Genomic DNA, 21,561 nt, shown 5'->3' with positions numbered 1-21,561 from the left:
GTGAATACAAATTCTGTATCCGCTACAAATCCCTGTGGGAGCTGGCTTGCCAGCGATGGGGCCCGCTCCGACGACCGATGAATCAGGCGAACAACATCTGCCGCAACTCCACACAATCCTTCGCATGCCAGTCGGTCAACTCCGGCCATGGATTGTCCGGCAGGTTCACCAGCACCGTGTGCGCCCCCGCGGCACGACCGCAATCAAGATCAAACCGGTAATCACCGACCATCACCATCTCGTTAGCCGGCACTTGCCAGGCCTCGGCCAGTTTCAGTAGCCCCCCCGGATGCGGTTTTGGCTGTGCTTCATCGCGGCCCAGCACATCCTCCACCGCGAAGCAGTCGGCCAGGCCGATGGCCTCCAGCGTCACATGGGCCAGCTCCCGCGCATTGCGGGTAAGGATGCCGAGGCGATAACCCCGGGCGTGCAGGTCGCGCACCAGCTCCACGGCGCCGACCGCCGGGGTCGAGCCGAGCGCCAGATCCCGCTCATGTTCCAGCAGCCACGCGTGTTTCGCCGCTGCTTCCTCGGCAGGCAACGCCGCGAGGTGGGTGAGGATGTCATCCTCCGGCGGGATCGCCAGCGCCACGCGAATCGCCGCGAAGTCGTGCACGGCGACGGTCAGGGTGCCGTCCATGTCGAACACCCAGTGCCGCACCTCCGCCAGACTCATGCCCAGTCCTTGCGATGACGGATCAGGCCTTCCTGGGTCACCGACGCCACCAGTTGCCCGGCGCGGTTGAACACGCTGCCACGGGAGAACCCGCGAGAGTTGCCGGCCCATGGGCTGTCCATGGCGTAGAGCAACCAGTCATCGGCGCGCAGATCGTTGTGGAACCACAACGCGTGGTCGAGGCTGGCGACCTGCATGTCTTTCTGCCAGACCGATTTGCCGTGGGGCAGCATCGAGGTGGTCAGCAGACCGAAGTCCGAGGCGTAGGCCAGCAGATATTTGTGCAGCGCCGGGATGTCGGCCAACGCGCCATCGGCACGGAACCACACGTACTTGATCGGATCTGCCGGTTGCGGGTTATACGGGTCTTTTTCAGTGACCGGGCGCACTTCGATCGGCTTGGGGCACAACAGCTTTTCGCGCATGTGTTCCGGGATCAGGTGCGCGCGTTGCTGGGTCAGTTCCAGCTCCGACGGCAGGTTTTCCGGGCCGACCACTTGCGGCATCTGGCTCTGGTGTTCAAAGCCTTCTTCGTCGTACTGAAACGAAGCGCTGCAGGTAAAAATCGGGTGGCCTTTCTGGATCGCCGTCACGCGGCGGGTGCTGAAACTGCCGCCGTCGCGCACGCGGTCCACCGAGTAGACCACCGGTAACTTGGCATCGCCCGGACGCAGGAAATAACCGTGCATCGAATGCACATGACGCGCTTCTTCAACGGTCTGACTGGCCGCCGACAGCGACTGGCCGAGCACCTGGCCGCCGAACAACTGGCGAAATCCCAGATCCTGACTGCGACCACGGAACAGGTTTTCCTCGATCGGTTCGAGGGTCAGCAGATCCACCAGATCTTCCAACACTTGGCTCATTCAGACTCTCCTCACACAACGCTATGCCGCGCAGTCCTGGCTGCGACGGCCAATTCAGATTCTGGCGCGAGCCACTGATCGCGCCATTGTAAACGTCCGTGTCGGCTTAGCCATGCAAGGTCTGCAGCCATTGCTCCCGGGTGATGCGGTACAACACATGTCGACGCAGCGGATGGTCGACAGCCAGTTTCGGGTGATCAAAATCGTCGGCTGGATCGTGATGCATGCCGATCGCCTGCATGACTTTTTCCGACGGCAGATTGCTCTGCGCGGTGAAGGACACGATCTCCTTCAGGGCCAACCGGTCGAAACCGCAGCGCAGCGCGGTCCATGCCGCCTCGCTGGCATATCCCAGGCCCCAGTGTTCCTTGGCCAGCCGCCAGCCGATTTCCACCGCCGGGGTGAACGGCGCATCGAAGCCGACCACGCCGAGCCCGGTAAAACCGATGAACTCGCCGCTGTCCTTGCGCTCCAGCGCCCACAGGCCGTAACCGTGCTCGGCAAAATGCCCGCGTACCCGGCCGATCAGCGCGGCGCTTTCCAGCCGGCTCAAGGGCGCGGGGAAGTAGCGCATCACCTGCGGGTCGGCACACATTGCCGCGAACGCCGACAAATCTTCGTCCTGCCATTGGCGCATCAGCAGCCTTGCGCTTTCCAGCTCCAGTATCGGTTCCATCCCGCCCCTCCGCTTGATGCCGTCAGTCTACATCGCTGTTAGGCTTTGCACTCTTTCCTGCAGCCTTTATGAATAGTCCACCATGCCGTTGCCGCTGATCTACCACGAAGACTACAGCCCGGAATTTCCGGCGGATCACCGCTTTCCCATGGACAAGTTCCGCCTGCTGCGCGATCACCTGGTGGACAGCGGCCTGACCCGCGACGAAGACCTGCTGCGCCCTGAACTGTGCCCCGCCGACATTCTCGCCCTGGCCCATGACCGCAGTTATATCGAGCGCTACATGAGTGGCGAGTTGTCCCGCGAAGACCAGCGGCGCCTCGGTCTGCCGTGGAACGAAGCGCTGGCCCGGCGCACGGTGCGGGCGGTCGGCGGTTCGATTCTGGCGGCGGAAAAAGCCCTGGAACATGGCTTGGCCTGTCATCTCGCCGGCGGCACCCATCACGCCCATTACGATTACCCCGCCGGGTTCTGCATCTTCAATGACCTGGCGATCATCAGCCACTACCTGCTGCAAAGCGGCCGGGTGAACCGGGTACTGATCTTCGACTGCGACGTGCATCAGGGCGACGGCACTGCACGAATTCTGCACAACACCCCGGAAGCGATCACCGTTTCCCTGCACTGCGAGAAGAACTTTCCTGCACGCAAGGCCGAAAGCGACTGGGACATTCCGCTGCCCAACGGCATGGGCGACGCCGACTACTTGAAGGTTGTCGATGACGCGCTCAACTATCTGCTGCCGCTGTATCAGCCGGATCTGGTGCTGTACGACGCCGGCGTCGACGTGCACAAGGACGACGCCCTCGGTTATCTGCAACTGACCGACGAAGGCGTCGCCGCCCGCGATGAAAGCGTGATGCGCCACTGCCTGGGCCGCGACATCCCGGTGGTCGGGGTGATCGGCGGCGGTTACAGCAAGGATCGCCACGCCCTCGCCCGCCGCCACGGCATCCTGCATCACAGTGCGCAGCGCGTCTGGCAGTCATCGGGTTGTCATTGAGTTGTGCTGCGTTACCCACAATGGCTGTGGAACGGCCTGTGGATAACCTGAGCGAAAGGGACTACAGACCATGCTGAACATGGCCTGCAGCGCGCTGGTTGTTTTTTGATCAGGCCTGACGATGGCCGCTGCTGCTAGAATGCGCGGCTTATTCCGCCACGCTATTGCCGCTGCCATGACCCAGACTTCCGCCGCCCCTTCCGCTCACGTCGCCATCATCGGCGGTGGCCCCGCCGGCCTGATGGCCGCCGAAGTGCTGAGCCAGGGCGGAGTCCGCGTCGACCTGTACGACGGCATGCCCTCGGTGGGCCGCAAGTTCCTGCTGGCCGGGGTCGGCGGCATGAACATCACCCATTCCGAAGCCTGGCCGGCCTTCCTCTCGCGCTACGCCGAACGCGCCCCGAACATCGCCCCGCTGTTGCGCGCGTTCGACGCCGACGCACTGTGCCGCTGGATTCACGATCTGGGCATCGAAACCTTCGTCGGCAGCTCTGGCCGGGTGTTCCCCACCGACATGAAAGCCGCGCCATTGCTGCGCGCCTGGCTCAAGCGCCTGCGCGACAGCGGCGTGGTTATCCACACCCGTCACCGCTGGCTCGGCTGGGATGAAAACGGCGCGCTGCGCATCGACAGCCCGGAAGGCGAGAAAACCCTCAACCCCGACGCCACCTTGCTCGCCCTCGGCGGCGGTAGCTGGTCGCGGCTTGGTTCCGACGGCGCGTGGATGCTGCCGCTGGAGCAGCGCGGCGTAGGATTGGCGCCCTTGCAGCCAAGCAATTGCGGCTTCGAGGTGCAGGCCTGGAGCGAAGTGATGGTCAGCAAATTCGCCGGCGCGCCGCTGAAAAATATCGCCATCGGTTTGAACGACGATGTTCCGCGTCTGGGTGAATGCGTGATTACCGCGACCGGGATCGAGGGCAGTTTGATCTACGCGTTGTCGGCGCCGATACGTGAGGCGATCAATGTCCACGGTGCCGCGACCATTCACATCGACCTGCTGCCCGGCCGCCCTGTGGATAAATTGCAGGCGGCATTGAGCAAACCACGGGGTTCGCGCTCGATGGCCAAGCATCTGCACAGTCAGGTGGGGATTGATGGGGTGAAAGCGGCGTTGTTGCGGGAACTCACTGATGCCGCAACCTTCGCCGATCCGGCGCTGCTGGCCCGGGCGATCAAGGCCTTGCCGCTGACGCTGGTGAAAACCCGGCCGCTGGATGAGGCGATCAGCAGTGCCGGCGGGGTGACGTTCGAGGCGATGGATGAGCGGATGATGCTCAAGGCGTTGCCGGGGGTGTTTTGTGCGGGGGAAATGCTGGATTGGGAAGCGCCGACTGGGGGGTATTTGCTGACGGCGTGTTTTGCCAGTGGCCGGGCGGCCGGAGCTGGAATGCTGAAGTGGCTCAACAACAGCGGCAAGCTACAAGCCAAAAGCTAACGACAAACCGCCCTTGACTCGTAGCTTGCAGCTTGAAACTCGCCGCTGCCCTTATGGCTTACGCTTACGCGGCCCGGTATTGAACACCGGCACCTTGCGCACAGGCTTGATCGAAGGCTCCGGCGCCTGAGTCTCGCCGCTGTCCACCCACTTGCCCAGATTGCGCTTGCCACCGCCGCCACCGGAAGCCTTGGGCTTTTTCGGTTTCTTCGGCTTCTTGATCACCTGACCACTGGCATCGGTGTCCGGCACGCGGTGCTCGGGCACGAAATCCGGCTCAATCTCACGCTTCAATGTGCTGCGAGTCAGCATTTCAATCGCCGACAACATGTTCACTTCATCAGCGCACACCAGCGAAATCGCCTCACCGGTCGAACCCGCGCGGCCAGTCCGGCCGATACGGTGAATGTAATCCTCGGCAACGATCGGCAGATCAAAGTTGACCACCAGCGGCAGGTCTTCGATATCCAGACCACGGGCCGCCACGTCGGTGGCCACCAGAATCTGCACTTCGCTCAGTTTGAAACGATCCAGCGCCCGCTGCCGGGTCGCTTGCGGCTTGTCGCCGTGGATCCCGTCGGCGTTCACGCCCAGGCCCTGAAGTTTCTCGACCAGCGCGTCCACACCATTACGGGTCTTGGCAAACACCAGCACTTGCTTCCACTTGTTCTTGCGCATCAGGTGCACGAACAGTTCCGGCTTGCGCTTCTTGTCTACCGTCACCACCCACTGCTTGACGGTGTTGGCGGCCACGTTGCGCGGGCTGACTTCGATGCTCTGCGGATCGTTGAGCATCTGCCCGGCCAACAGGCGGATGTCATCGGAGAAGGTTGCGGAGAACAGCAACGTCTGACGTTTCTTCGGCAGCGCGCGGTAAATGTTCGCCAGCTCTTCGGAAAAGCCCAGGTCGAGCATGCGGTCGGCTTCGTCCAGCACCAGGGTTTGCAGCTGGTTGAACTTCAGCGCGTTCTGACGGAACAGGTCGAGCAGACGGCCCGGCGTCGCGACCAGCAGATCGACGCCGCCACGCAGCTTCATCATTTGCGGGTTGATGCTGACGCCGCCATACACTGCGTACGTGCGTAGCGGCAGATTTTCAGCGTACTGGCGCACGGCTTCGTGAACTTGCTCGGCCAGCTCGCGGGTCGGCACCAGAATCAGCGCGCGCACCGAGTTGGCGGTGACTTTCGGCCCTTCCATCGCCAGCAGTTGCAGCAGCGGCAAGGCAAAACCGGCGGTCTTGCCGGTGCCGGTCTGGGCCGCGGCCATCAGGTCGCGACCGGCCAGCACGGCCGGAATGGCTTGGGCCTGCACCGGCGTCGGGGTCTGGTAGCCGAGCTTCTCGAGGGAGCGCAGCAAGGGTTCGATCAGGCCAAGGGTGGCGAAAGTCATGGGAGTACCGTAGGAAAAATCAGAGCATGTGTGCGATGGCGCGCAGTTTACCCTAATTCGCACGCTGCTCCGTCGCTATGACCTTCGCTGCGGCAGCCGACTCGCTAACCACCGACGGCCGCGCCGGACGCCGCCACTGCGGCAGACTGATCAGCACCACCGCGCCAATGATCACCAGCATTGCCAGCGCTTCTTCGATGCCGATGGTCTCGCCGACAAACACGATCCCCAGCAACACCGCCACCGCCGGGTTGACGTAGGCATAACTGGTGGCTGCCGCCGGACGAACGTTTTTCAACAGATACATGTAAGCGTTGAAGGCGATGATCGAGCCGAAGAAGATCAGATACACCAGCGCCAGCCAGCCTTCCAGCGGCGGCATGGCCTGCAGGTGTTCACCGCTCGCCGCGCTGCCGATCAACAGCACCACGCCACCGACCAACATCTCCACGGCACTGGCCATCGCGCCCTGAGGCAACGGCAGATGTTTGCTCCACACCGAACCGAACGCCCAGCTCGCCGCCGCGAAAATCAGCAACGCCGCGCCCAGCGGACTCGATTGCAGGTTGGAGCCCATGTTGAGCATCGCGATACCGATAATCCCCATCACCACCCCGGCCCACTCCAGGCGGGTGTTGCGCGCCCCCCAGAGATAACCGCAGAGCAAAGTGAACAGCGGCACGGTCGCCACCGCCAGCGCAGCAACACCCGACGCCACGCCGCTGTGCTCGGCCAGCGTCACCGCGCCGTTGCCGAAGCTCAGCAACAAAATCCCGATGATCCCCGCCGCTTTCCACTGCGCCCAGGTCGGCGCCGGTGCCCCGCGCCAGCGCAGGAACGCGTACATCAGCGTGCCGGCAATCACGAAGCGCACACCGCCGAGCATCAGCGGCGGCCAGTATTCGACGCCGATGCGGATCACCAGATAGGTCGATCCCCAAATCACGTACAACGCAAAAAACGCAGCGATCAAGGGCAAGGAAAAACGGCGCAAGGCAGACATGGGCAGCTCGAAAAGTCAGACTCAGGGGATGGGTTATTCTAGAAAGGCCAACCGCTAAAAATAAGTTACAAAACCTGTTTATAGCGCCGGTACACTTTTGAAAACACGGAGATCGACGGCCAAAACCGCGATTTCGAAAGTCTGGCATTTTCAGGAGTCCGACCTTGGACAAATACGACCGCATGCTGCTCGGCGCCCTGCTCGAAAACGGTCGCGCGTCCTACGCCGACCTCGCCCGCAAAGTGAACCTCTCCGCCCCCGCCGTCGCCGAGCGCGTGGCCAAACTTGAGGCCAGCGGCGTCATCACCGGCTACTCGGCCAAAGTCGACATGGCCAAGCTCGGCCTGCCGATCCAGTGCGTCATCGAACTGCGCCTGAACCAGCACGGCAATCCGAAGGTGTACGACGAACTGATCAGAATTCCGCAACTGACCGAATGCCACCGCGTCACCGGCGACCCGTGCGTGATCATGCAGGCCGCCGTGGGCTCGATGACCGAGCTGGAAGAGCTGATCAACCGGGTGGCGAAATTCGGGTTCAGCAAAACGTCGATCGTGTTGTCGAGTGCGATAGAGAAGCGGGTGCCGTTGGGGCATATCGAAGGGAACGGAAAGTAACCTTCCCGTCCCGCTCGTTCCCACGCTCTGCGTGGGAATGCCTCAACGGACGCTCCGCGTTCGGCTTTGGAAGGGACGCGGAGCGTCCCGGGCTGCATTCCCACGCGGACGGTTCGACGCCTCGACGTGGGAACGATCAACAGGGAAATGTGTTTGCCTGAAAATCAGCGATAGCGTTGCAGGTGCTCGCCGACCTTGGCAGCCGGGACTTTCTGCAACTTGCACAGCAAGTCGTGCGATAGCTCCCGCACCCCATGCTTGCCCCGCAACTCATCCGCCAGATGCGCCAGCAAATTCGCCGCCATCTCCGCATCCGCCATCGCCCGGTGCGCCTGGCCGGTATGCGGCAACTGGGCAAACGTGGTGAGCGTACCGAGCTTGTGGTTCGGCGCCGCGGGCATCAAGCGCCGAGCCAGCAGCAGCGAGCAGGCAAAGTTCTGCAAACGGGTGCGTTTGATCCGGCCCAGTTCGAAGTCCCAGAACTTCTGGTCGAACGCGGCGTTGTGCGCCAGCAGGGGTGTGCAGCCGACGAATTCGTTGACTTCGTTCATCACCTTTTCCGCCGAAGGCGCGGTGCGCAGCATGGCGTTGCTGATGCCAGTGAGTTGTTCGATGAAGGCCGGGACGCGGACGCCGGCGTTCATCAGGCTCTGGTAACGCTCGACGATGCGGCCGTTTTCGAGCATGACCACGGCAATTTCCGTGGCCCGGCAGCTGCTGCTCGGCGAGATGCCGGTGGTTTCAAAGTCGATGACTGCAATGCGTTCCAAACCGGGTTCAACTCCGTTCAAATCAATTCTTGAGCAACGCTCAGTTTTTCAACAGCAGTGCGCCTTCGATCGGCACATAACGGCTGGCGGCGCGGATCAGCGAGTTGGCCGTCAGGCCGGGAACGCCGTAGGCCACCGCTTGCACGCCGTGTTTGTTGATGATGCGTTCGAGCAGCATGTCGAAGTCGCCGTCACCGGAGGCCAGGACGATTTCGTCGACGTGGTCGGCGGCGTCCATGATGTCGAGGGTGATGCCCACGTCCCAGTCGCCCTTGGCCGAGCCGTCACTGCGCTGGATGTAGGGTTTGAGTTTTACGGTGAAACCGAGGTTGCGCAGGATCTGCTGGAACTGCTGCTGTTTGCTGTCGCCCCGGTCGATCGCATAGGCGTAGGCCTCGACGATCTGCCCGTGCTGGCTGACATCCGCCCACAGCGCCGCGTAATTGAAGTGGCATCCATAGGCCTGACGCACGGTGTAGTAGAGGTTCTGCACATCGGCGAACACTGCGATTTTTTTCACCGGAGTTCCTGTGAGCGCTGACGCGCATGAGCCGGATCAGGCACCAGGCCCGAAAAAGGCGCTCAGTATGCCAGCCCGAAGGAAGGTTCCGCGAATAATCGGCCCGGGGCGATCAGGCGCCCCGGACGAATGGTGAATCAGACGAAGGAATCGTCGTCATCGAAGAACGATGAGTTGTCATCGCTGTAGTCGGTGTCGGTAAAGCCGCTCTGGTCATTACCGTAGGAGTCATTGTTGGCCATGCGCTGGTCATCGCCCCAGCCGTTGTTGCTCTGGTCGTTGACCTGGGCCGGCTCTTCCTTGATGACTTCGACGATTTCTTCCGGCTGCTGGTTGTGATGGAACAGGCTGCTGATGCCTTGCGCCAGCATCACGCCACCGGCCACACCGGCCGCCGTTTTCAGGGCGCCGCCGAGGAAGCTGCTGCCGGCTGCCGGGGCCGCTTGTTGCTGGCCATAACCCGGAGGTGGCGCGCCGAAGTTCTGTTGTGGCGCGGGCGCACCGAAGTTCTGCTGCGGTGCCGGCTCACGCCAGCCGCCGGTGGACGCCGGGGCGCTCTGGGTCGGCGCCGGGCGCGAGCTGCTGCCACCGAAGATGCTCGACAGGAAGCCACCACCGCTGGAGGCCGGCGGCGCGCTCTGCGCCTTGGCCGATTGCAGTTCGGCCTGCAATTGCTTGACCTGTTGAGTCAGTTGTTTGTTTTGTTCGTCGAGGCTCTTGAGGGCAGCCTCCTGCACCAGAATCGCCTGGGTCATGAAATAACCTGCGGCCGGCTGGCGCGTCAGGTGTTCCTTGATCCGCGCCTCGGCCTGGGCGTCGCGCGGGGCTGCCTCCGTTTCGGCCTGTTGCAGCCGGGAAAACAGTCCATCGATCAGGGTTTGTTCTTCGCTGTTCATGGCGACCTCGTAGATTGCCGGGGATAACGTTGCCCTCCTCCACGTCGGAGAAGGCGCACCTCTGTAATGGAGGCAGCAACAGAATGTTTCAATGACCTTTACCGAACGTTTACGTTTGCGCAGCGAAACGGATCATCGGTTAAAGTGGGCCACTGTTTTTGACCTGCGATACCGACTGATGAATGCCTTCGATGTGCTGCGCGACTCCCTGTATTTCTTCAAACGCAATCTGGGCCGGATCGTCCAGTTGTGTCTGCCGCTGGTGATTTTCGAAGCCGCGCTGCAACAGGTGGTCGACCATGCCAGCGACCCGGATGGTTACTCGGCCATCAGCGTGATCGTCGGCCTGCTGGTGTATCCGCTGTACACCGCCGCGCTGATTCTGTTTCTCGATGGCCGCACCCGTGGCGAATCCCCGCAAACCCTCGACCTGCTGGCAATGGCCGCTCGCCTGTGGCCGCGCTTCGCGGTGCTCACTGCGCTGAACACCTTGCTGATCCTGCTCGGGCTGTCGCTGTATTTCCTGCCGGGGCTGTGGCTGATGGTCACTCTGGCCTTCGGTGAATACCTGTTGGTGCTGCGCGGTTACGGTCCGTTGCAGGCGATGAAGGAGAGTCTGCGCCTGAGCCGTGGGCATTTTCTGCGGATTCTGGTGTGCATCCTGTGTGTGATGGGGCCGTTGTGGCTGCTCAAGGGCCTGACCCTGCAGGTTTATCCGGATCCACAGAATCCGTTGATCGCGGTGCTGATCGACAGCGGCCACAGCTTCCTGCAACTGTTCACCAGCGTGGTGCTGTTCCGCCTGTTCATGCTGATCAGCGAATTGCCCGACAAACGTGACGGAATAGTCTGACTGCACCGAGCTTGGGGTGATCGATGGGTCTCGGGTATGCTCGGGACCACTTCCGTATCGCTATAAGCCGAGCCATGACCCGTCTACTGCGCTACATCCTGTTGCCCGTACTGCTCGCCCTCGCCCTGATCGGCACGCTGATCTACAGCCTGACCTGGCGCCCCGACGCCCGGGAAACCCTGCCGGTCAGCTGCACCGGTCAACCGCCGACGCTGGTGCCCGGCCAGGCCCTGAAGGTCATGACCTGGAACGTGCAATACCTGGCCGGCAAGCGCTACGTGTTCTGGAATGACCTGGCGCAAGGCGACGACGAAGCCCCGACTCCGGAAGACATGGCCTTCAGCCTCGATGAGGTGGCGCGGGTGATCCGCGACGAACAGCCCGACGTGGTGCTGTTGCAGGAACTGGATGACGGCGCCAAGGCCAGCGACTATCAGAACCAGCTCAAGCTGTTGCAGGAGCGTCTGACCGACCTCTACCCGTGCAGCGCCCACGCCTTCGACTGGAAGGCCGATTTCGTCCCGGATCCGCACATCTTCGGCAGCGTCGGCCGGCAACTCGCCACCCTCAGCCGCTTCCGCATCGAACACGCCGAGCGCCTGCAATTGCCGGTGCAGCCGGCGAACCTCATCAGCCGTCAGTTCCAGCCGAAAGATGCCCTGCTCGCCACCACCCTGCCGCTCAGCGATGGCGGGCAACTGGTGGTGTTCAACACCCATCTGGATCGCGCCACCCAACCGGACGACACCTTGCAAGCGCAGGTGACAGCGGTGGCCAAGGTTCTCGACAAACACGAAAGCCACGGCACGCCGTGGCTCATCGGTGGCGACTTCAACCTGCTGCCGCTCGGCCAGTACCGGCGTCTGCCCACCGAGCAGCGCACGCCATACTCCGCCGACAGTGCGCTGCATGTGCTGTGGGACAAATACCCGATGATCCCGACCAACAACGAAGCCAGCGGCATCGACCGCGCCAAGTGGCTGACCCATTACCCCAACGACCCCGGCCTCAACGGCCCGGACCGCACGGTCGATTACCTGTTCTACAGTCCGAAGATCAAACGGGTCGAAGCCACGGTGCGGCAGGACGACACCTTGCGCATTTCCGATCATTTGCCGGTCATTGCGCGGTTCCTCCTGCCACCCAACTGACCTCAATGAGCCTCTTCGAGATCGTCGTGCAACAGCCCGAAGATCTGCCGCTTCATGTCGATGAACGAGCGCTCCATCACCATGTCCAGCGTGCGTGGGCGCTCGATCGGCACATCCAGAATCTGCTTGATCCGCCCAGGCCTGGCGCCCATCACGTACACCCGGTCGCCGAGCAGGATCGCCTCGTCGATGTCGTGAGTGACGAACAGCACGGTTTTCTTGCTGTTGCCCCACACCCGCAGTAATAGCTGCTGCATTTGCAGACGGGTCTGGCTGTCGAGGGCGCCGAAGGGTTCGTCCATCAGCAGGATCTGCGGATCGTTGGCCAATGCCCGGGCAATCGCCACCCGCTGCATCATGCCGCCGGACAGTTGCTTGGCGTAGTTGTCGGCAAATCCTGACAAGCCGACTTCGTGGACATAGTGATCGACAATTTCCTTGCGCCGCGCCGCCGGCATGCCCCGACGCTTGAGGCCGAATTCGACGTTCTGCCGCACCGTCAGCCACGGGAACAACGTGTAGCTCTGGAACACCATCCCGCGATCCGCGCCGGGACCCTGAACTTGCTGGCCGCCGACGTAGATTTCGCCGGAAGTCGGCTCGGCCAGGCCGGCGGTGAGGTACAGCAAGCTCGACTTGCCGCAGCCCGACGGCCCGACCAGCACCGCGAACTGCTGATCCGGCACCTCGAACGACACCTCTTCCAGCGCAGTGAATGTACCGCCACCGGGTTTGGTGTAGCGCAGGCTGACCTTGTCCACCTGCAACCTTGGCGCAGCGAGTGCCGGTGCAGCGACCGGCTCGATGAAACGACGGTTGGCAGCGGTTACTGAGCCCATGCGGCAATCCTCAAACGCAAGAAGCGGAACAGTTGATCGGTGACCAGGCCGAGCAGGCCGATGATCGCGATGGCGAGAAAAATCACATCGACTTGAAAGCCGCGCATGGCCTTGAGGCTCAAGTAACCGAGGCCACTGGAAGCGGCGACCAGTTCGGCGACCACCAGATAGGTCCAGGCCCAACCCATGGTCACCCGCAGGGTGTCGAGCACACCGGGCAGCGACGCCGGGGCGATCACATGCAGCACTGCGTCACGCCGGTTGGAGCCGAGGGTGTAGGAGGCGTTGATCAAGTCCTTGGAGATGCCTTTGGACACATCCGCGATCATCACCAGTTGCTGGAAGAACACGCCGAAAATGATCACCGACACCCGCTGCTCCAGACCGATACCGATCCACAGGATGAACAGCGGCACGAACGAGGTCACCGGCAGGTAGCGGATGAAATTGACCAGCGGTTCGAGGAACGCCTGGACGATGCGAAAGCTGCCCATCAGCAAACCCAGCGGCACCGCCACCAGCGACGACACGATGAAACCGACCATCACCACTTCGACACTGGCCCACACATGCTGGCCAAGGGTGCCGTCGCGGCTCAGGCGCACCGCGGCTTCAACCACCGCGCCCGGTGTGGGCAGGAACATCCCCGGCACGATGCCGCCGTAGGACAACCCGGCCCACAGGCCGACCAGCAACACCCAGGCCAGACCGCTGGCGCTCCACACCACCGGCACCGGCAAACCGGTCTTCGGCGTGATGCAGCGGCTCAGCCATGAATTGCGCTTGAACATGAGCAGTCTCCTAGAGCGGGCTGACGAAACGGTTATCCACCAGATCGTCGTTGCTGACGTTGTAGGGCTTGCCCTGCAATTCGCTGGCGGTTTCGTTGGCCAGTTTGATCAGCGGTGCGCTGTCACCCGGCTTGCCCGGCGAGCCAAGGAGTTTTTCGCTCATGGCCTGATCGTAGAAGCGCACGCCTTGCGCGGCGGCGGCCAGTTCCTTCGGATCGGACAGGTAACCGCCGACGCCCTTGGCCATGATTTCGTAGGCTTTCTGTGGATGGTCCTTGGTGAACTGCACTGCTTTGTAGAGGCCGGCGACCAGCGCCTTGACGTCCTCCGGCTGCTTCTCGATCACCGTGCAGTTGAGCGCCACCACATCGACGATCACCCCCGGCGTACTGCTGCTGTCGATCAGCACCTTGCCCTGCTGCTTGTCGCGCACCATCGACAGATGCGGCTCCCAGGTCACGGCGGCCGGCACACGACCGGCGATGAACGCGGTGGCGGCATCGTCAGCGGTCATGTTCTGCACGGTGATGTCGCTCATGCTCATGCCGTTCTTTTTCAGCAGGTACGAGAGCCAGAACTGCGAGGTCGACCCTTCGTTGACGGCCACGGCCTGGCCCTTGAGTTCTTGCAGGCTCTTCACGTTCTTGCCGACCAGCACGCCATCGCCGCCATGGCTGTCATCCAGCGCGGCCACGGCCTTGAAGCAGAACTGCGGGCGGTACTTCAGCACTTCGTCGATGGTCGAGGCCGAGCCGGACAATTGCCCGGACGCCTGGGCGGCCATGTACATCGACGCTTCTTCGACCACCGGCAATTCGACGGTCAGACCGTTTTCCTTGAAGTAGCCCAGATCCTGGGCCAGATACAGGGTGCCGTAACCGACCCACGTGGTGTGGCCGATCGACAAGGTGCCGGCCTGGGCGGCGGTGACGGTGAGGGCGGAAATCGCCAGAGGACCTGCAAGACGGGTAAACAAGGACTTGTTCATGGAGCACTCCCAACGCTGTTGATTTAGTTGTCATGGGCAGTACGCCCAGCCTCGTCGGCGCGGATGCACGCTGCGGTCTCTGCTGGACTCTGGCGGGCAATGCCTTGGCTGGCGAAATCGATGTTGACCCAGGCTTGGCGTCAGGAAAACGAGGAAATAGTTAGACGCGAACGATGAAAAAACTGGGTAGTGCGCACCGCGAAAGGGCGCGTCGGGCGGGGATGCCCGAGGTGGGTGCAGATTGGAAAAAAGTCTGGCGGAGATCGTTCCCACGTCGAGGCGTCGAACCGTCCGCGTGGGAATGCAGCCCGGGACGCTCTGCGTCCCATTCGAGAGCTGGAACGCGGAGCGTCCCTTGAGGCATTCCCACGCAGAGCGTGGGAACGATCAGGACACGGAACGAGCGATCTGGGGAGTTAGAGGCGACCGTATTCCTGCGCCGTACGATCAACCGCTTTCAGGGTCTTGCCCACCAGTTCGTCAATCTCTTCACGACTGGCAATCAACGCCGGCGCCATGATCATCCGCCCCAGTGTCGAGCGAATGATCACCCCCTCTTCAAAACCGATCGTACGGCAGCGCCAGGCAATGTCGTTCTCATTGGCAAAGCGCTTGCGCGTGGCCTTGTCTTCGGCCAGTTGCAACGCCGCGACCATGCCCGTGCCCTGGATATCGCCCACCAGCGGGTGATTGCCGAACACCTCGCGCAGGCACTGTTGCAGGTACGGGCCGATATCGTCCTTGACCCGCGTCACCACGCCTTCATCGCGCAGGGCCTTGAGGTTGGCAATCGCCACCGCCGCCGCCACCGGGTGCCCGGAATAGGTCAGGCCGTGCGCGAATACACCGCCCCGCTCCACCAGCACGTCGGCCATTTTCTTCGACAGGATCAGCCCGCCCATCGGGATGTATCCGGAGGTCAGGCCCTTGGCGATGGACAGGGTGTCCGGTTCGAAACCGAAGTACTCGTGAGCGAACCATTCGCCGGTGCGACCGAAGCCGCCGATCACTTCATCGGCGCACAGCAGCACGTCGTATTGGCGGCAGATGCGCTGGATTTCCGGCCAGTAGCTTTCCGGCGGAAAGATCATCCCGCCCGCGCCCTGGAACGGTTCGGCGATGAACCCGGCGACCTTGTCCGCGCCCAGTTCGAGGATCTTCGCTTCCAGTTGCTGCGCCGCCCGCAGGCCGAATTCAGCCGGCGTCAGGTTGCCTTCGTGAGCGAAGAAGTACGGCTCGTCGATGTGCGCGATGTCAGGAATCATCCCGCCCATTTCGTGCATGAATTTCATGCCGCCGAGGGCCGTCGCGGCCAGGGTCGAACCGTGATAGCCGTTCCAGCGGCCAATCATGATTTTCTTCTCGGGCTTGCCCAGCACCTGCCAGTAACGGCGCACGGTACGGATCAGCACCTCGTTGGCCTCGGAGCCGGAGTTGGTGTAGATCGCGTGGCTGTAGTGCCCCGGCAGCAGGCTGAACAGCAGCTCGGAGAGCTCGATCACCTGCGGGTGGGTGGTGTGGAAAAACATGTTGTAGTACGGCAACTGCTCCAGTTGCCGGCTCGCCGCCGCGTTCAGATCCTTGCGCCCGTAACCGAGGTTGGTGCACCACAGCCCGGACATGCCGTCGAGGTAACGCCGACCATCGTTGTCCCACAGGTGCAGGCGATCACCACGCACCATCACCCGTGGGCCTTCGTCGTTGAGGGCCTTCTGGTCGACGAACGCATGAATGTGGTGCGCTGCATCGGCGGCCTGGTAGTCGCGGGTTTCACGTGAGGTGGTCATCGCCGGATCTCCTTTCTTGTTGTGAGCGGCTGTCATGAGCGCAGTTGAAACCAGGTGGTTTTCAACTGGGTGTATTTGTCGAACGAGTGCAGCGACAGATCGCGGCCGAAACCCGATTGCTTGCCGCCGCCGAAGGGCACGGTCACGTCCAGCGCATCGACGCTGTTGACTGACACCGTACCGGCTCGCAATTGCCGCGCCACCCGGTGCGCGCGGTGCAGATCATCGGTCCACAGCGAGGCCGCCAGACCGTAGACGCTGTCGTTGGCCAGTTGCAAGGCGTGGGCCTCATCATCGAACGGCATCACCGCCAGCACCGGGCCGAACACTTCTTCGCGAAACAGGGTCATGTGCGGCTGCACGTCGGTGAAAATCGTTGGCTGAATGAAGTTGTCCGAGCCGTTGAAACTCAGTTGCCGCCCGCCGCAGACGCGGGTCGCGCCTTCGCGCTCGGCTTGATGGATGAAACGAAGGATGCTTTGGGTCTGACGGGTGTCGACGATCGCCCCGGCCGCACTTGCCGGGTCCAGCGGATTCCCCGGTTGCCAGCGCTCGGCCTGGGCCTTCAGCCGTTCAACGAACTCGTCATGAATCGAGCGTTCCACCAGCAACCGCGAGTTGGCCGAGCAGACTTCGCCCTGATTGAAGAAGATCCCGAACGCGGCTTTCTGCGCCGCCAGATCCAGATCCTGGCAGTCGGCGAACACCAGATTGGCGCTCTTGCCGCCGCATTCCAGCCACACCTGTTTGAGGTTCGACTGCGCGGAGTACTGCATGAAATATTTGCCGACCTGGGTCGAGCCGGTGAACACCAGGCAATCGACATCCGGGTGCAGGCCCAGGGCTTTACCGGTTTGTTCGCCGAGCCCCGGCAGCACGTTCAGCACGCCGGCCGGCAGCCCGGCTTCCAACGCCAGCTCAGCCAGACGCAACGCGGAAAACGGCGATTGTTCGGCGGGTTTGAGGATTACCGAGTTGCCCGCCGCCAGCGCCGGGGCGAGTTTCCACGCGGCCATGTCCAGCGGGAAATTCCAAGGCACCACGGCGGCGACCACGCCCAGCGCTTCGCGGGTGATGGTCGCCAGCACGTTCGACGCGCTCGGCGCAACCTGATCGTAGAGCTTGTCGAGGCTTTCGGCATACCAGCGGAACACCCCGGCGGCGCCCGGCACGTCGATGTTGTAAGCGTCCATCACCGGTTTGCCCATGTTCAGCGAATCGAGCAACGCCAGCTCTTCGCGATTGGCCAGAATCAGATCCGCCAGCCGCAGCAGCACTTGCTTGCGCTCGGTCGGTGAACGCCCGGCCCAAGTGCCAGCTTCAAACACCTGCCGCGCATTCTGCACCGCCGCATCGACATCCTCTTCACCGCAAGCGGCGACGTTTGCCAGCAGTTGGCCGGTGGCCGGGTCAATCGCGGCAAATGTCTGTCCCGACTGCGCCGCACGCAATTTTCCGTCGATCACGGCCTGGTACGGATAGCTCAATTCAGCGGCCTTGCGCTGCCAGTCTGCAAGCTCGAACACGGTGGTTGCTCCTTGGACCTTTATTCTTCTGAGAACAGTGTGGGGTCGATAGTCGCTCAGGCCCGTGCGCGCTAAAACCAGTAAAAATGTCTTCGCAGACAATAAAAAAGGTAACCAGCCGAGGGCCCCTTCACGCGCGTATGGGGCTATTGTTCAGGGACAAAAAAACCGCCGACAGAACGGAGGCCGGCGGCGTACAAATTGCTTGGATGTGCAATCCGTTCGCTTTGAGGTTCACCGTGGCCGCTTACAACCTGCGTCAGTTGAAATACTTCATCACCACCGTCGAATGCGGCAGCGTCGCCGAAGCGTCGCGCAAGCTGTACATCGCGCAACCGGCAATTTCCACGGCGATCAAGGGGCTGGAAGACAGCTTCGGCGTGCAACTGCTGATCCGCCATCACGCTCAGGGCGTGTCCCTGACACCGAGCGGCGCACGGTTCTTTCGCAAGGCCCAGGAACTGCTGCGCATGGCCAAAGAGTTCGAACAGAACGCCCTCGCCGACAACGACGTGGTGGCCGGGCAGATCGATATCGGCTGTTTTGAAACGGTCGCGCCGCTGTACCTGCCGCAACTGATTGCCGGCTTCTCGGCGCTGTATCCGGGGGTGAAGATCCGCATCCGCGACGGCGAACAACAGGAACTGGTGCAAGGCCTGACTTCGGGTACCTTCGACCTGGCAATCCTGTACAAGCACGACCTCGACGCCACCATCGAAACCGAACCCTTGATGCCGGCCCAACGGCCTTACGCCCTGCTCCCGGCGGATCACCGCTTCGCCCAGCTCAAGCAGGTTTCGCTGCGGGACTTGTGCCTGGAACCGATGATCCTTTTGGACGTGCAACCGAGCCGCACCTACTTCGTCAGCCTGTTCGAAGAACTCGGGCTGTCGCCACGCATCGAGTTCAGCTCGCCCTCGATCGAAATGGTGCGCGGCATGGTCGGCCAGGGCTTCGGCTTCTCGATCCTGGTGACCCGCCCGCACTCGGAATGCACCTACGACGGCAAGAAAGTCGTGTGCGTGGACATCGTCGAAGATGTCACCGGTTCAGGACTGGTAGCGGCATGGCTCAAACGCGGGCAACTGACCAAACCGGCGCAGTTGTTTGCCGATTATTGTCGGGAGCAGCTGACCGCGAAGGCCAGTCGCTGACCCTTATGTACCGCGCGGCTTGGCCCGCGCGGTGGCTTCGGCCACCAGCGGATCATCCGGCCAGTAATGTTTCGGATACCGTCCCTTCAAATCCTTCTTCACCTCGGCATAAGTGCTGCGCCAGAAGTTGGCCAGATCCTGCGTGACCTGCACCGGACGCCGTGCGGGCGACAGCAGGTGCAGCTTGACCACTTGCCGGCCGCCGGCGATGCGCGGTGTGTCGGCGAGGCCAAACAGCTCCTGCAAGCGCACGGCGAGAATCGGTGGTTGCTCGCTGTAGTCGAGGCGAATCGACGAGCCCGACGGCACGCTCAGGTGATGCGGTGCCTGTTCGTCAAGCTGTTGCGGCAGCGGCCATGGCAACAGATTACGGACGATGCTCGACAGGTCGAGGTTGGCGAAATGGCTGAGGCGCGAGACCTTGCCCAGGTACGGCATCAGCCAGTCTTCAAGGGTTTTCAGCAGCGTGGCGTCGCTGACATCCGGCCATTGGCTGTCGCCCTTGGCGTCCAGGTCGAGCTGACGCAGCAACGCGACTCGCGCCTGCCACTGGCGCAGTTCCGGGGTCCACGGCAGCAGCTCCAGCCCCTTGCGCCGCACCAGATTGACCAGCGCCTGACTGCGGGCGTTTTCGTCGAGACCGGTCAGCGGCTCGCGGCTGAGGATCAGTTCGCCAACCTTGCGCTGACGCTCGGCGCGCAGCACGCCTTCGCGCTCGTCCCAGTCCAGTTGATCGACGTTGTGCACTTGTTCGGCCAGCACCGAATCGAACAGCGCCGGATCGAAATCTGCCGCCAGATAAATCCGTTCCTCACGCTGGCCCTGACGGCTGCCAAGGTCGGCGATCACGATCCACGGTTCTTTCATCAGGCTGTCGGCTTCGGCGAACAGCGCCGCACGGCCGTTGGCCAAACGATATTCGGCACCACCGGCACGCCGCTGCTGAGCGACGCGGTCCGGGTAGGCCAGCGCCAACAGGGCGCCGAGCCAGCGCGGGTGATCCGGGTCGGCGACCGGTTCGCTCGGTTGCCCACGCAGGTAGCCGCGATATTGCCGCGACAGTTGCCGGGCGCGCTGCACGCCGCCCTGAGCACCACGTGCCGCGCGTTCTTCGCCGGACAGCAACACCAGACGACTGTGCAGATCCGCCCCCGCACCGCGCAAAATGTCGCGTTCACCGAGTAGCGCTGCAACATCGCATGCCATGTTCGCCAGACCCAGCGCCTGACCGCGCAACAGCAAATGAGCGATGCGCGGGTGCGCCGGCAATTCAGCCATGGCCTGCCCGTGACGGTTGAGGCTTTCACCGTCCAGTGCACCGAGGCGCTGCAACAGGTCCTGAGCCTGTGCATAAGCAGCGGCCGGCGGCACGTCCAGCCAGATCAGATCACTCGGCGCCACGCCCCAGCGTCCGAGTTGCAAGGCAAGTCCCGCAAGATCCGCCGACAGAATTTCCGCACTGCCATAAGCTGCCAATTGTTCATGCTGATCCTGCGACCACAGGCGATAACACACGCCCGGTTCCAGACGCCCCGCCCGGCCCGCGCGCTGGGTGGCACTGGCTTTGGAGATGCGCTGAGTATCGAGGCGGGTCATGCCGCTGCCCGGATCGAAACGCGGCACTCGCGCCAGCCCGGCGTCGATCACCACACGCACGCCGTTGATGGTCAGGCTGGTCTCGGCGATGTTGGTGGCCAGCACCACTTTGCGCTGGCCTGCCGGCGCCGGGTCGATGGCGGCACGCTGGGCATTCAGGTCGAGTTCGCCGTGCAACGGGCAGAGCAACACGTCGCTGCGCTCACCGATGGCGTCCGCCAGTTGTTGATGGACACGTCGGATTTCCGCCTGCCCCGGCAGGAACACCAGCAGGCTGCCGGTTTCATCGTGCAGCGCTTCGAGCACCGTTTGCGTGACGCGTTGATCAATGTATTCGCCGGGCTGGAACGGCCGGCCCCAGCGCATCGTCACCGGGAACATCCGGCCCTCGCTGCGCAGGATTGGCGCGTCGTCGAGCAGCCCGGCCAGGCGTTCGCCTTCAAGGGTGGCGGACATCAGCAGAATCTTCAGCGGTTGTTCAGCTCGAAACAGCTCGCGACCGTTCAGACTGAGGGCCAGCGCCAGATCGGCGTCGAGGCTGCGTTCGTGAAATTCGTCGAAGATCAGCAGGCCCACGCCTTCCAGCGCCGGGTCGTCCTGCAAACGCCGGGTGAGAATGCCTTCGGTGACCACTTCGATGCGCGTATTGGGGCCGACCTTGCTGTCGAGACGAATGCGATAACCGACGGTTTCACCGACCTTCTCGCCCAGCTCGCTGGCCAGCCGTTCCGCCGCTGCGCGCGCGGCCAGTCGACGCGGTTCGAGCATGAGAATGGTCTGCCCGTTCAGCCATGCTTCATTGAGCAGGGCCAAGGGCACGCGGGTGGTTTTACCGGCGCCGGGTGGTGCTTCGAGCACGGCTTCGTGGCGTGTCGCCAACGCTTCACGCAGGGCGGGTAAAACTTCGTCGATCGGCAAAGAAATCATGCTGGCTCCCCAGGGCGTGCCCACAGTAAATTGCGAGTCGCGTTAAAGCTGTGAGCGTGCCAGGCAAGGCGCGGGACGCAGGTAAGGGTCGTTTC

At 62.7% G+C, this 21,561-nt stretch carries 20 protein-coding genes; 6 read left to right on the top strand and 14 right to left on the bottom strand.

Translation table 11 applies throughout. The annotated features are described in order from the left end of the window. Positions 1-82 precede the first annotated feature (82 nt). The 3 genes from ACTJK7_RS19695 to ACTJK7_RS19685 all read right to left on the bottom strand — a co-directional run bounded on the left by ACTJK7_RS19695 (position 83) and on the right by ACTJK7_RS19685 (position 2,218). Positions 83-676: an HAD family hydrolase gene (locus ACTJK7_RS19695; RefSeq protein WP_108563313.1), complete on the bottom strand. Its 594-nt coding sequence runs from the start codon at positions 674-676 to the stop codon at positions 83-85. Next, a complete protein-coding gene (gene tesB / locus ACTJK7_RS19690; protein WP_039771793.1) occupies positions 673-1,542 on the bottom strand; it encodes an acyl-CoA thioesterase II in 870 nt (289 codons plus the stop codon). Before tesB ends, ACTJK7_RS19695 begins: the two co-directional genes overlap by 4 nt. Before the next feature lie 106 nt (positions 1,543-1,648). After that, positions 1,649-2,218: a GNAT family N-acetyltransferase gene (locus ACTJK7_RS19685; protein ID WP_108563314.1), complete on the bottom strand. Its 570-nt coding sequence runs from the start codon at positions 2,216-2,218 to the stop codon at positions 1,649-1,651. Positions 2,219-2,300: 82 nt separating this feature from the next. Here ACTJK7_RS19685 and ACTJK7_RS19680 point away from each other — a divergent pair, with 82 nt between their 5' ends. Both ACTJK7_RS19680 and ACTJK7_RS19675 read left to right on the top strand, forming a co-directional pair. Then, complete coding sequence (locus ACTJK7_RS19680; RefSeq protein WP_011336057.1) at positions 2,301-3,221, top strand: histone deacetylase family protein; 921 nt, start codon at positions 2,301-2,303, stop codon at positions 3,219-3,221. A 175-nt stretch (positions 3,222-3,396) separates the two neighbouring features. Continuing rightward, positions 3,397-4,656 (top strand): TIGR03862 family flavoprotein, encoded by a 1,260-nt coding sequence (locus ACTJK7_RS19675; protein ID WP_440780331.1) that lies wholly within the window; start codon positions 3,397-3,399, stop codon positions 4,654-4,656. Positions 4,657-4,707: 51 nt separating this feature from the next. Here the strand turns inward: ACTJK7_RS19675 and ACTJK7_RS19670 are convergent, their stop codons facing one another. After that, positions 4,708-6,048: a DEAD/DEAH box helicase gene (locus ACTJK7_RS19670; RefSeq protein ID WP_221615898.1), complete on the bottom strand. Its 1,341-nt coding sequence runs from the start codon at positions 6,046-6,048 to the stop codon at positions 4,708-4,710. A gap of 52 nt (positions 6,049-6,100) precedes the next feature. Continuing rightward, positions 6,101-7,051: a drug/metabolite exporter YedA gene (gene yedA / locus ACTJK7_RS19665; RefSeq protein ID WP_085655030.1), complete on the bottom strand. Its 951-nt coding sequence runs from the start codon at positions 7,049-7,051 to the stop codon at positions 6,101-6,103. 164 nt (positions 7,052-7,215) lie between these two features. Between yedA and ACTJK7_RS19660 the strand changes: the two genes are divergently transcribed. Beyond that, positions 7,216-7,668, top strand: a complete 453-nt coding sequence (locus ACTJK7_RS19660; RefSeq protein ID WP_064382148.1) for an Lrp/AsnC family transcriptional regulator — start codon at positions 7,216-7,218, stop codon at positions 7,666-7,668. 164 nt (positions 7,669-7,832) lie between these two features. Here the strand turns inward: ACTJK7_RS19660 and ACTJK7_RS19655 are convergent, their stop codons facing one another. The 3 genes from ACTJK7_RS19655 to ACTJK7_RS19645 form a co-directional block, all read right to left on the bottom strand. Beyond that, entirely contained in the window at positions 7,833-8,438 is a 606-nt protein-coding gene (locus ACTJK7_RS19655) for a 3'-5' exonuclease (RefSeq protein ID WP_108563315.1), read from the bottom strand. Between the two features lie 40 nt (positions 8,439-8,478). Beyond that, complete coding sequence (locus ACTJK7_RS19650; RefSeq protein ID WP_007958730.1) at positions 8,479-8,958, bottom strand: NYN domain-containing protein; 480 nt, start codon at positions 8,956-8,958, stop codon at positions 8,479-8,481. Positions 8,959-9,095: 137 nt separating this feature from the next. After that, positions 9,096-9,854 carry a DUF2076 domain-containing protein gene (locus ACTJK7_RS19645; RefSeq protein WP_108563316.1) on the bottom strand — a complete coding sequence of 253 codons (759 nt, stop codon included), beginning with the start codon at positions 9,852-9,854 and terminating at the stop codon, positions 9,096-9,098. A 178-nt stretch (positions 9,855-10,032) separates the two neighbouring features. Between ACTJK7_RS19645 and ACTJK7_RS19640 the strand changes: the two genes are divergently transcribed. Together ACTJK7_RS19640 and ACTJK7_RS19635 are read left to right on the top strand one after the other, a co-directional pair. Further along, positions 10,033-10,707 carry a YciC family protein gene (locus ACTJK7_RS19640; RefSeq protein ID WP_108563717.1) on the top strand — a complete coding sequence of 225 codons (675 nt, stop codon included), beginning with the start codon at positions 10,033-10,035 and terminating at the stop codon, positions 10,705-10,707. A 74-nt stretch (positions 10,708-10,781) separates the two neighbouring features. Beyond that, positions 10,782-11,858, top strand: a complete 1,077-nt coding sequence (locus ACTJK7_RS19635; RefSeq protein WP_440780330.1) for an endonuclease/exonuclease/phosphatase family protein — start codon at positions 10,782-10,784, stop codon at positions 11,856-11,858. Between the two features lie 2 nt (positions 11,859-11,860). Here ACTJK7_RS19635 and ACTJK7_RS19630 read toward each other — a convergent pair whose 3' ends face one another. The 5 genes from ACTJK7_RS19630 to ACTJK7_RS19610 form a co-directional block, all read right to left on the bottom strand. Then, positions 11,861-12,697 carry an ABC transporter ATP-binding protein gene (locus ACTJK7_RS19630; RefSeq protein ID WP_085612572.1) on the bottom strand — a complete coding sequence of 279 codons (837 nt, stop codon included), beginning with the start codon at positions 12,695-12,697 and terminating at the stop codon, positions 11,861-11,863. Next, on the bottom strand, positions 12,685-13,488 hold the full coding sequence (locus ACTJK7_RS19625) for an ABC transporter permease (protein WP_007958721.1): 804 nt from the start codon (positions 13,486-13,488) through the stop codon (positions 12,685-12,687). Before ACTJK7_RS19625 ends, ACTJK7_RS19630 begins: the two co-directional genes overlap by 13 nt. A gap of 10 nt (positions 13,489-13,498) precedes the next feature. Next, positions 13,499-14,476, bottom strand: a complete 978-nt coding sequence (locus ACTJK7_RS19620) for an ABC transporter substrate-binding protein (RefSeq protein WP_236196058.1) — start codon at positions 14,474-14,476, stop codon at positions 13,499-13,501. Between the two features lie 416 nt (positions 14,477-14,892). Continuing rightward, on the bottom strand, positions 14,893-16,263 hold the full coding sequence (locus ACTJK7_RS19615) for an aspartate aminotransferase family protein (RefSeq protein ID WP_323150539.1): 1,371 nt from the start codon (positions 16,261-16,263) through the stop codon (positions 14,893-14,895). Between the two features lie 32 nt (positions 16,264-16,295). Then, positions 16,296-17,789, bottom strand: a complete 1,494-nt coding sequence (locus ACTJK7_RS19610; RefSeq protein ID WP_440780329.1) for an aldehyde dehydrogenase — start codon at positions 17,787-17,789, stop codon at positions 16,296-16,298. A 239-nt stretch (positions 17,790-18,028) separates the two neighbouring features. Here ACTJK7_RS19610 and ACTJK7_RS19605 point away from each other — a divergent pair, with 239 nt between their 5' ends. After that, the gene (locus ACTJK7_RS19605; RefSeq protein WP_007958716.1) at positions 18,029-18,943 is read left to right on the top strand and encodes a LysR family transcriptional regulator; all 915 of its coding nucleotides are present in this window, start codon (positions 18,029-18,031) and stop codon (positions 18,941-18,943) included. Positions 18,944-18,946: 3 nt separating this feature from the next. On the opposite strand, the gene hrpB is transcribed toward ACTJK7_RS19605, so the two are convergent. Next, positions 18,947-21,466 carry an ATP-dependent helicase HrpB gene (gene hrpB, locus ACTJK7_RS19600; RefSeq protein ID WP_440780328.1) on the bottom strand — a complete coding sequence of 840 codons (2,520 nt, stop codon included), beginning with the start codon at positions 21,464-21,466 and terminating at the stop codon, positions 18,947-18,949. Positions 21,467-21,561 lie beyond the last annotated feature (95 nt).

It is taken from the genome of Pseudomonas sp. 22085, assembly GCF_052045815.1.
Lineage (GTDB): Bacteria > Pseudomonadota > Gammaproteobacteria > Pseudomonadales > Pseudomonadaceae > Aquipseudomonas > Aquipseudomonas glycinae.
Note: the sequence above shows the minus strand (reverse complement) of the source record. Positions and strands in the feature narration are given on the sequence as shown.

Bases quoted from the DNA above. Each gene is read 5' to 3' on its own strand.
- ACTJK7_RS19695 (WP_108563313.1), bottom strand. From the start codon at position 676: ATGAGTCTGGCGGAGGTGCGGCACTGGGTGTTCGACATGGACGGCACC.
- tesB (WP_039771793.1), bottom strand. From the start codon at position 1,542: ATGAGCCAAGTGTTGGAAGATCTGGTGGATCTGCTGACCCTCGAACCG.
- ACTJK7_RS19685 (WP_108563314.1), bottom strand. From the start codon at position 2,218: ATGGAACCGATACTGGAGCTGGAAAGCGCAAGGCTGCTGATGCGCCAA.
- ACTJK7_RS19680 (WP_011336057.1), top strand. From the start codon at position 2,301: ATGCCGTTGCCGCTGATCTACCACGAAGACTACAGCCCGGAATTTCCG.
- ACTJK7_RS19675 (WP_440780331.1), top strand. From the start codon at position 3,397: ATGACCCAGACTTCCGCCGCCCCTTCCGCTCACGTCGCCATCATCGGC.
- ACTJK7_RS19670 (WP_221615898.1), bottom strand. From the start codon at position 6,048: ATGACTTTCGCCACCCTTGGCCTGATCGAACCCTTGCTGCGCTCCCTC.
- yedA (WP_085655030.1), bottom strand. From the start codon at position 7,051: ATGTCTGCCTTGCGCCGTTTTTCCTTGCCCTTGATCGCTGCGTTTTTT.
- ACTJK7_RS19645 (WP_108563316.1), bottom strand. From the start codon at position 9,854: ATGAACAGCGAAGAACAAACCCTGATCGATGGACTGTTTTCCCGGCTG.
- ACTJK7_RS19640 (WP_108563717.1), top strand. From the start codon at position 10,033: ATGAATGCCTTCGATGTGCTGCGCGACTCCCTGTATTTCTTCAAACGC.
- ACTJK7_RS19635 (WP_440780330.1), top strand. From the start codon at position 10,782: ATGACCCGTCTACTGCGCTACATCCTGTTGCCCGTACTGCTCGCCCTC.
- ACTJK7_RS19630 (WP_085612572.1), bottom strand. From the start codon at position 12,697: ATGGGCTCAGTAACCGCTGCCAACCGTCGTTTCATCGAGCCGGTCGCT.
- ACTJK7_RS19625 (WP_007958721.1), bottom strand. From the start codon at position 13,488: ATGTTCAAGCGCAATTCATGGCTGAGCCGCTGCATCACGCCGAAGACC.
- ACTJK7_RS19620 (WP_236196058.1), bottom strand. From the start codon at position 14,476: ATGAACAAGTCCTTGTTTACCCGTCTTGCAGGTCCTCTGGCGATTTCC.
- ACTJK7_RS19615 (WP_323150539.1), bottom strand. From the start codon at position 16,263: ATGACCACCTCACGTGAAACCCGCGACTACCAGGCCGCCGATGCAGCG.
- hrpB (WP_440780328.1), bottom strand. From the start codon at position 21,466: ATGATTTCTTTGCCGATCGACGAAGTTTTACCCGCCCTGCGTGAAGCG.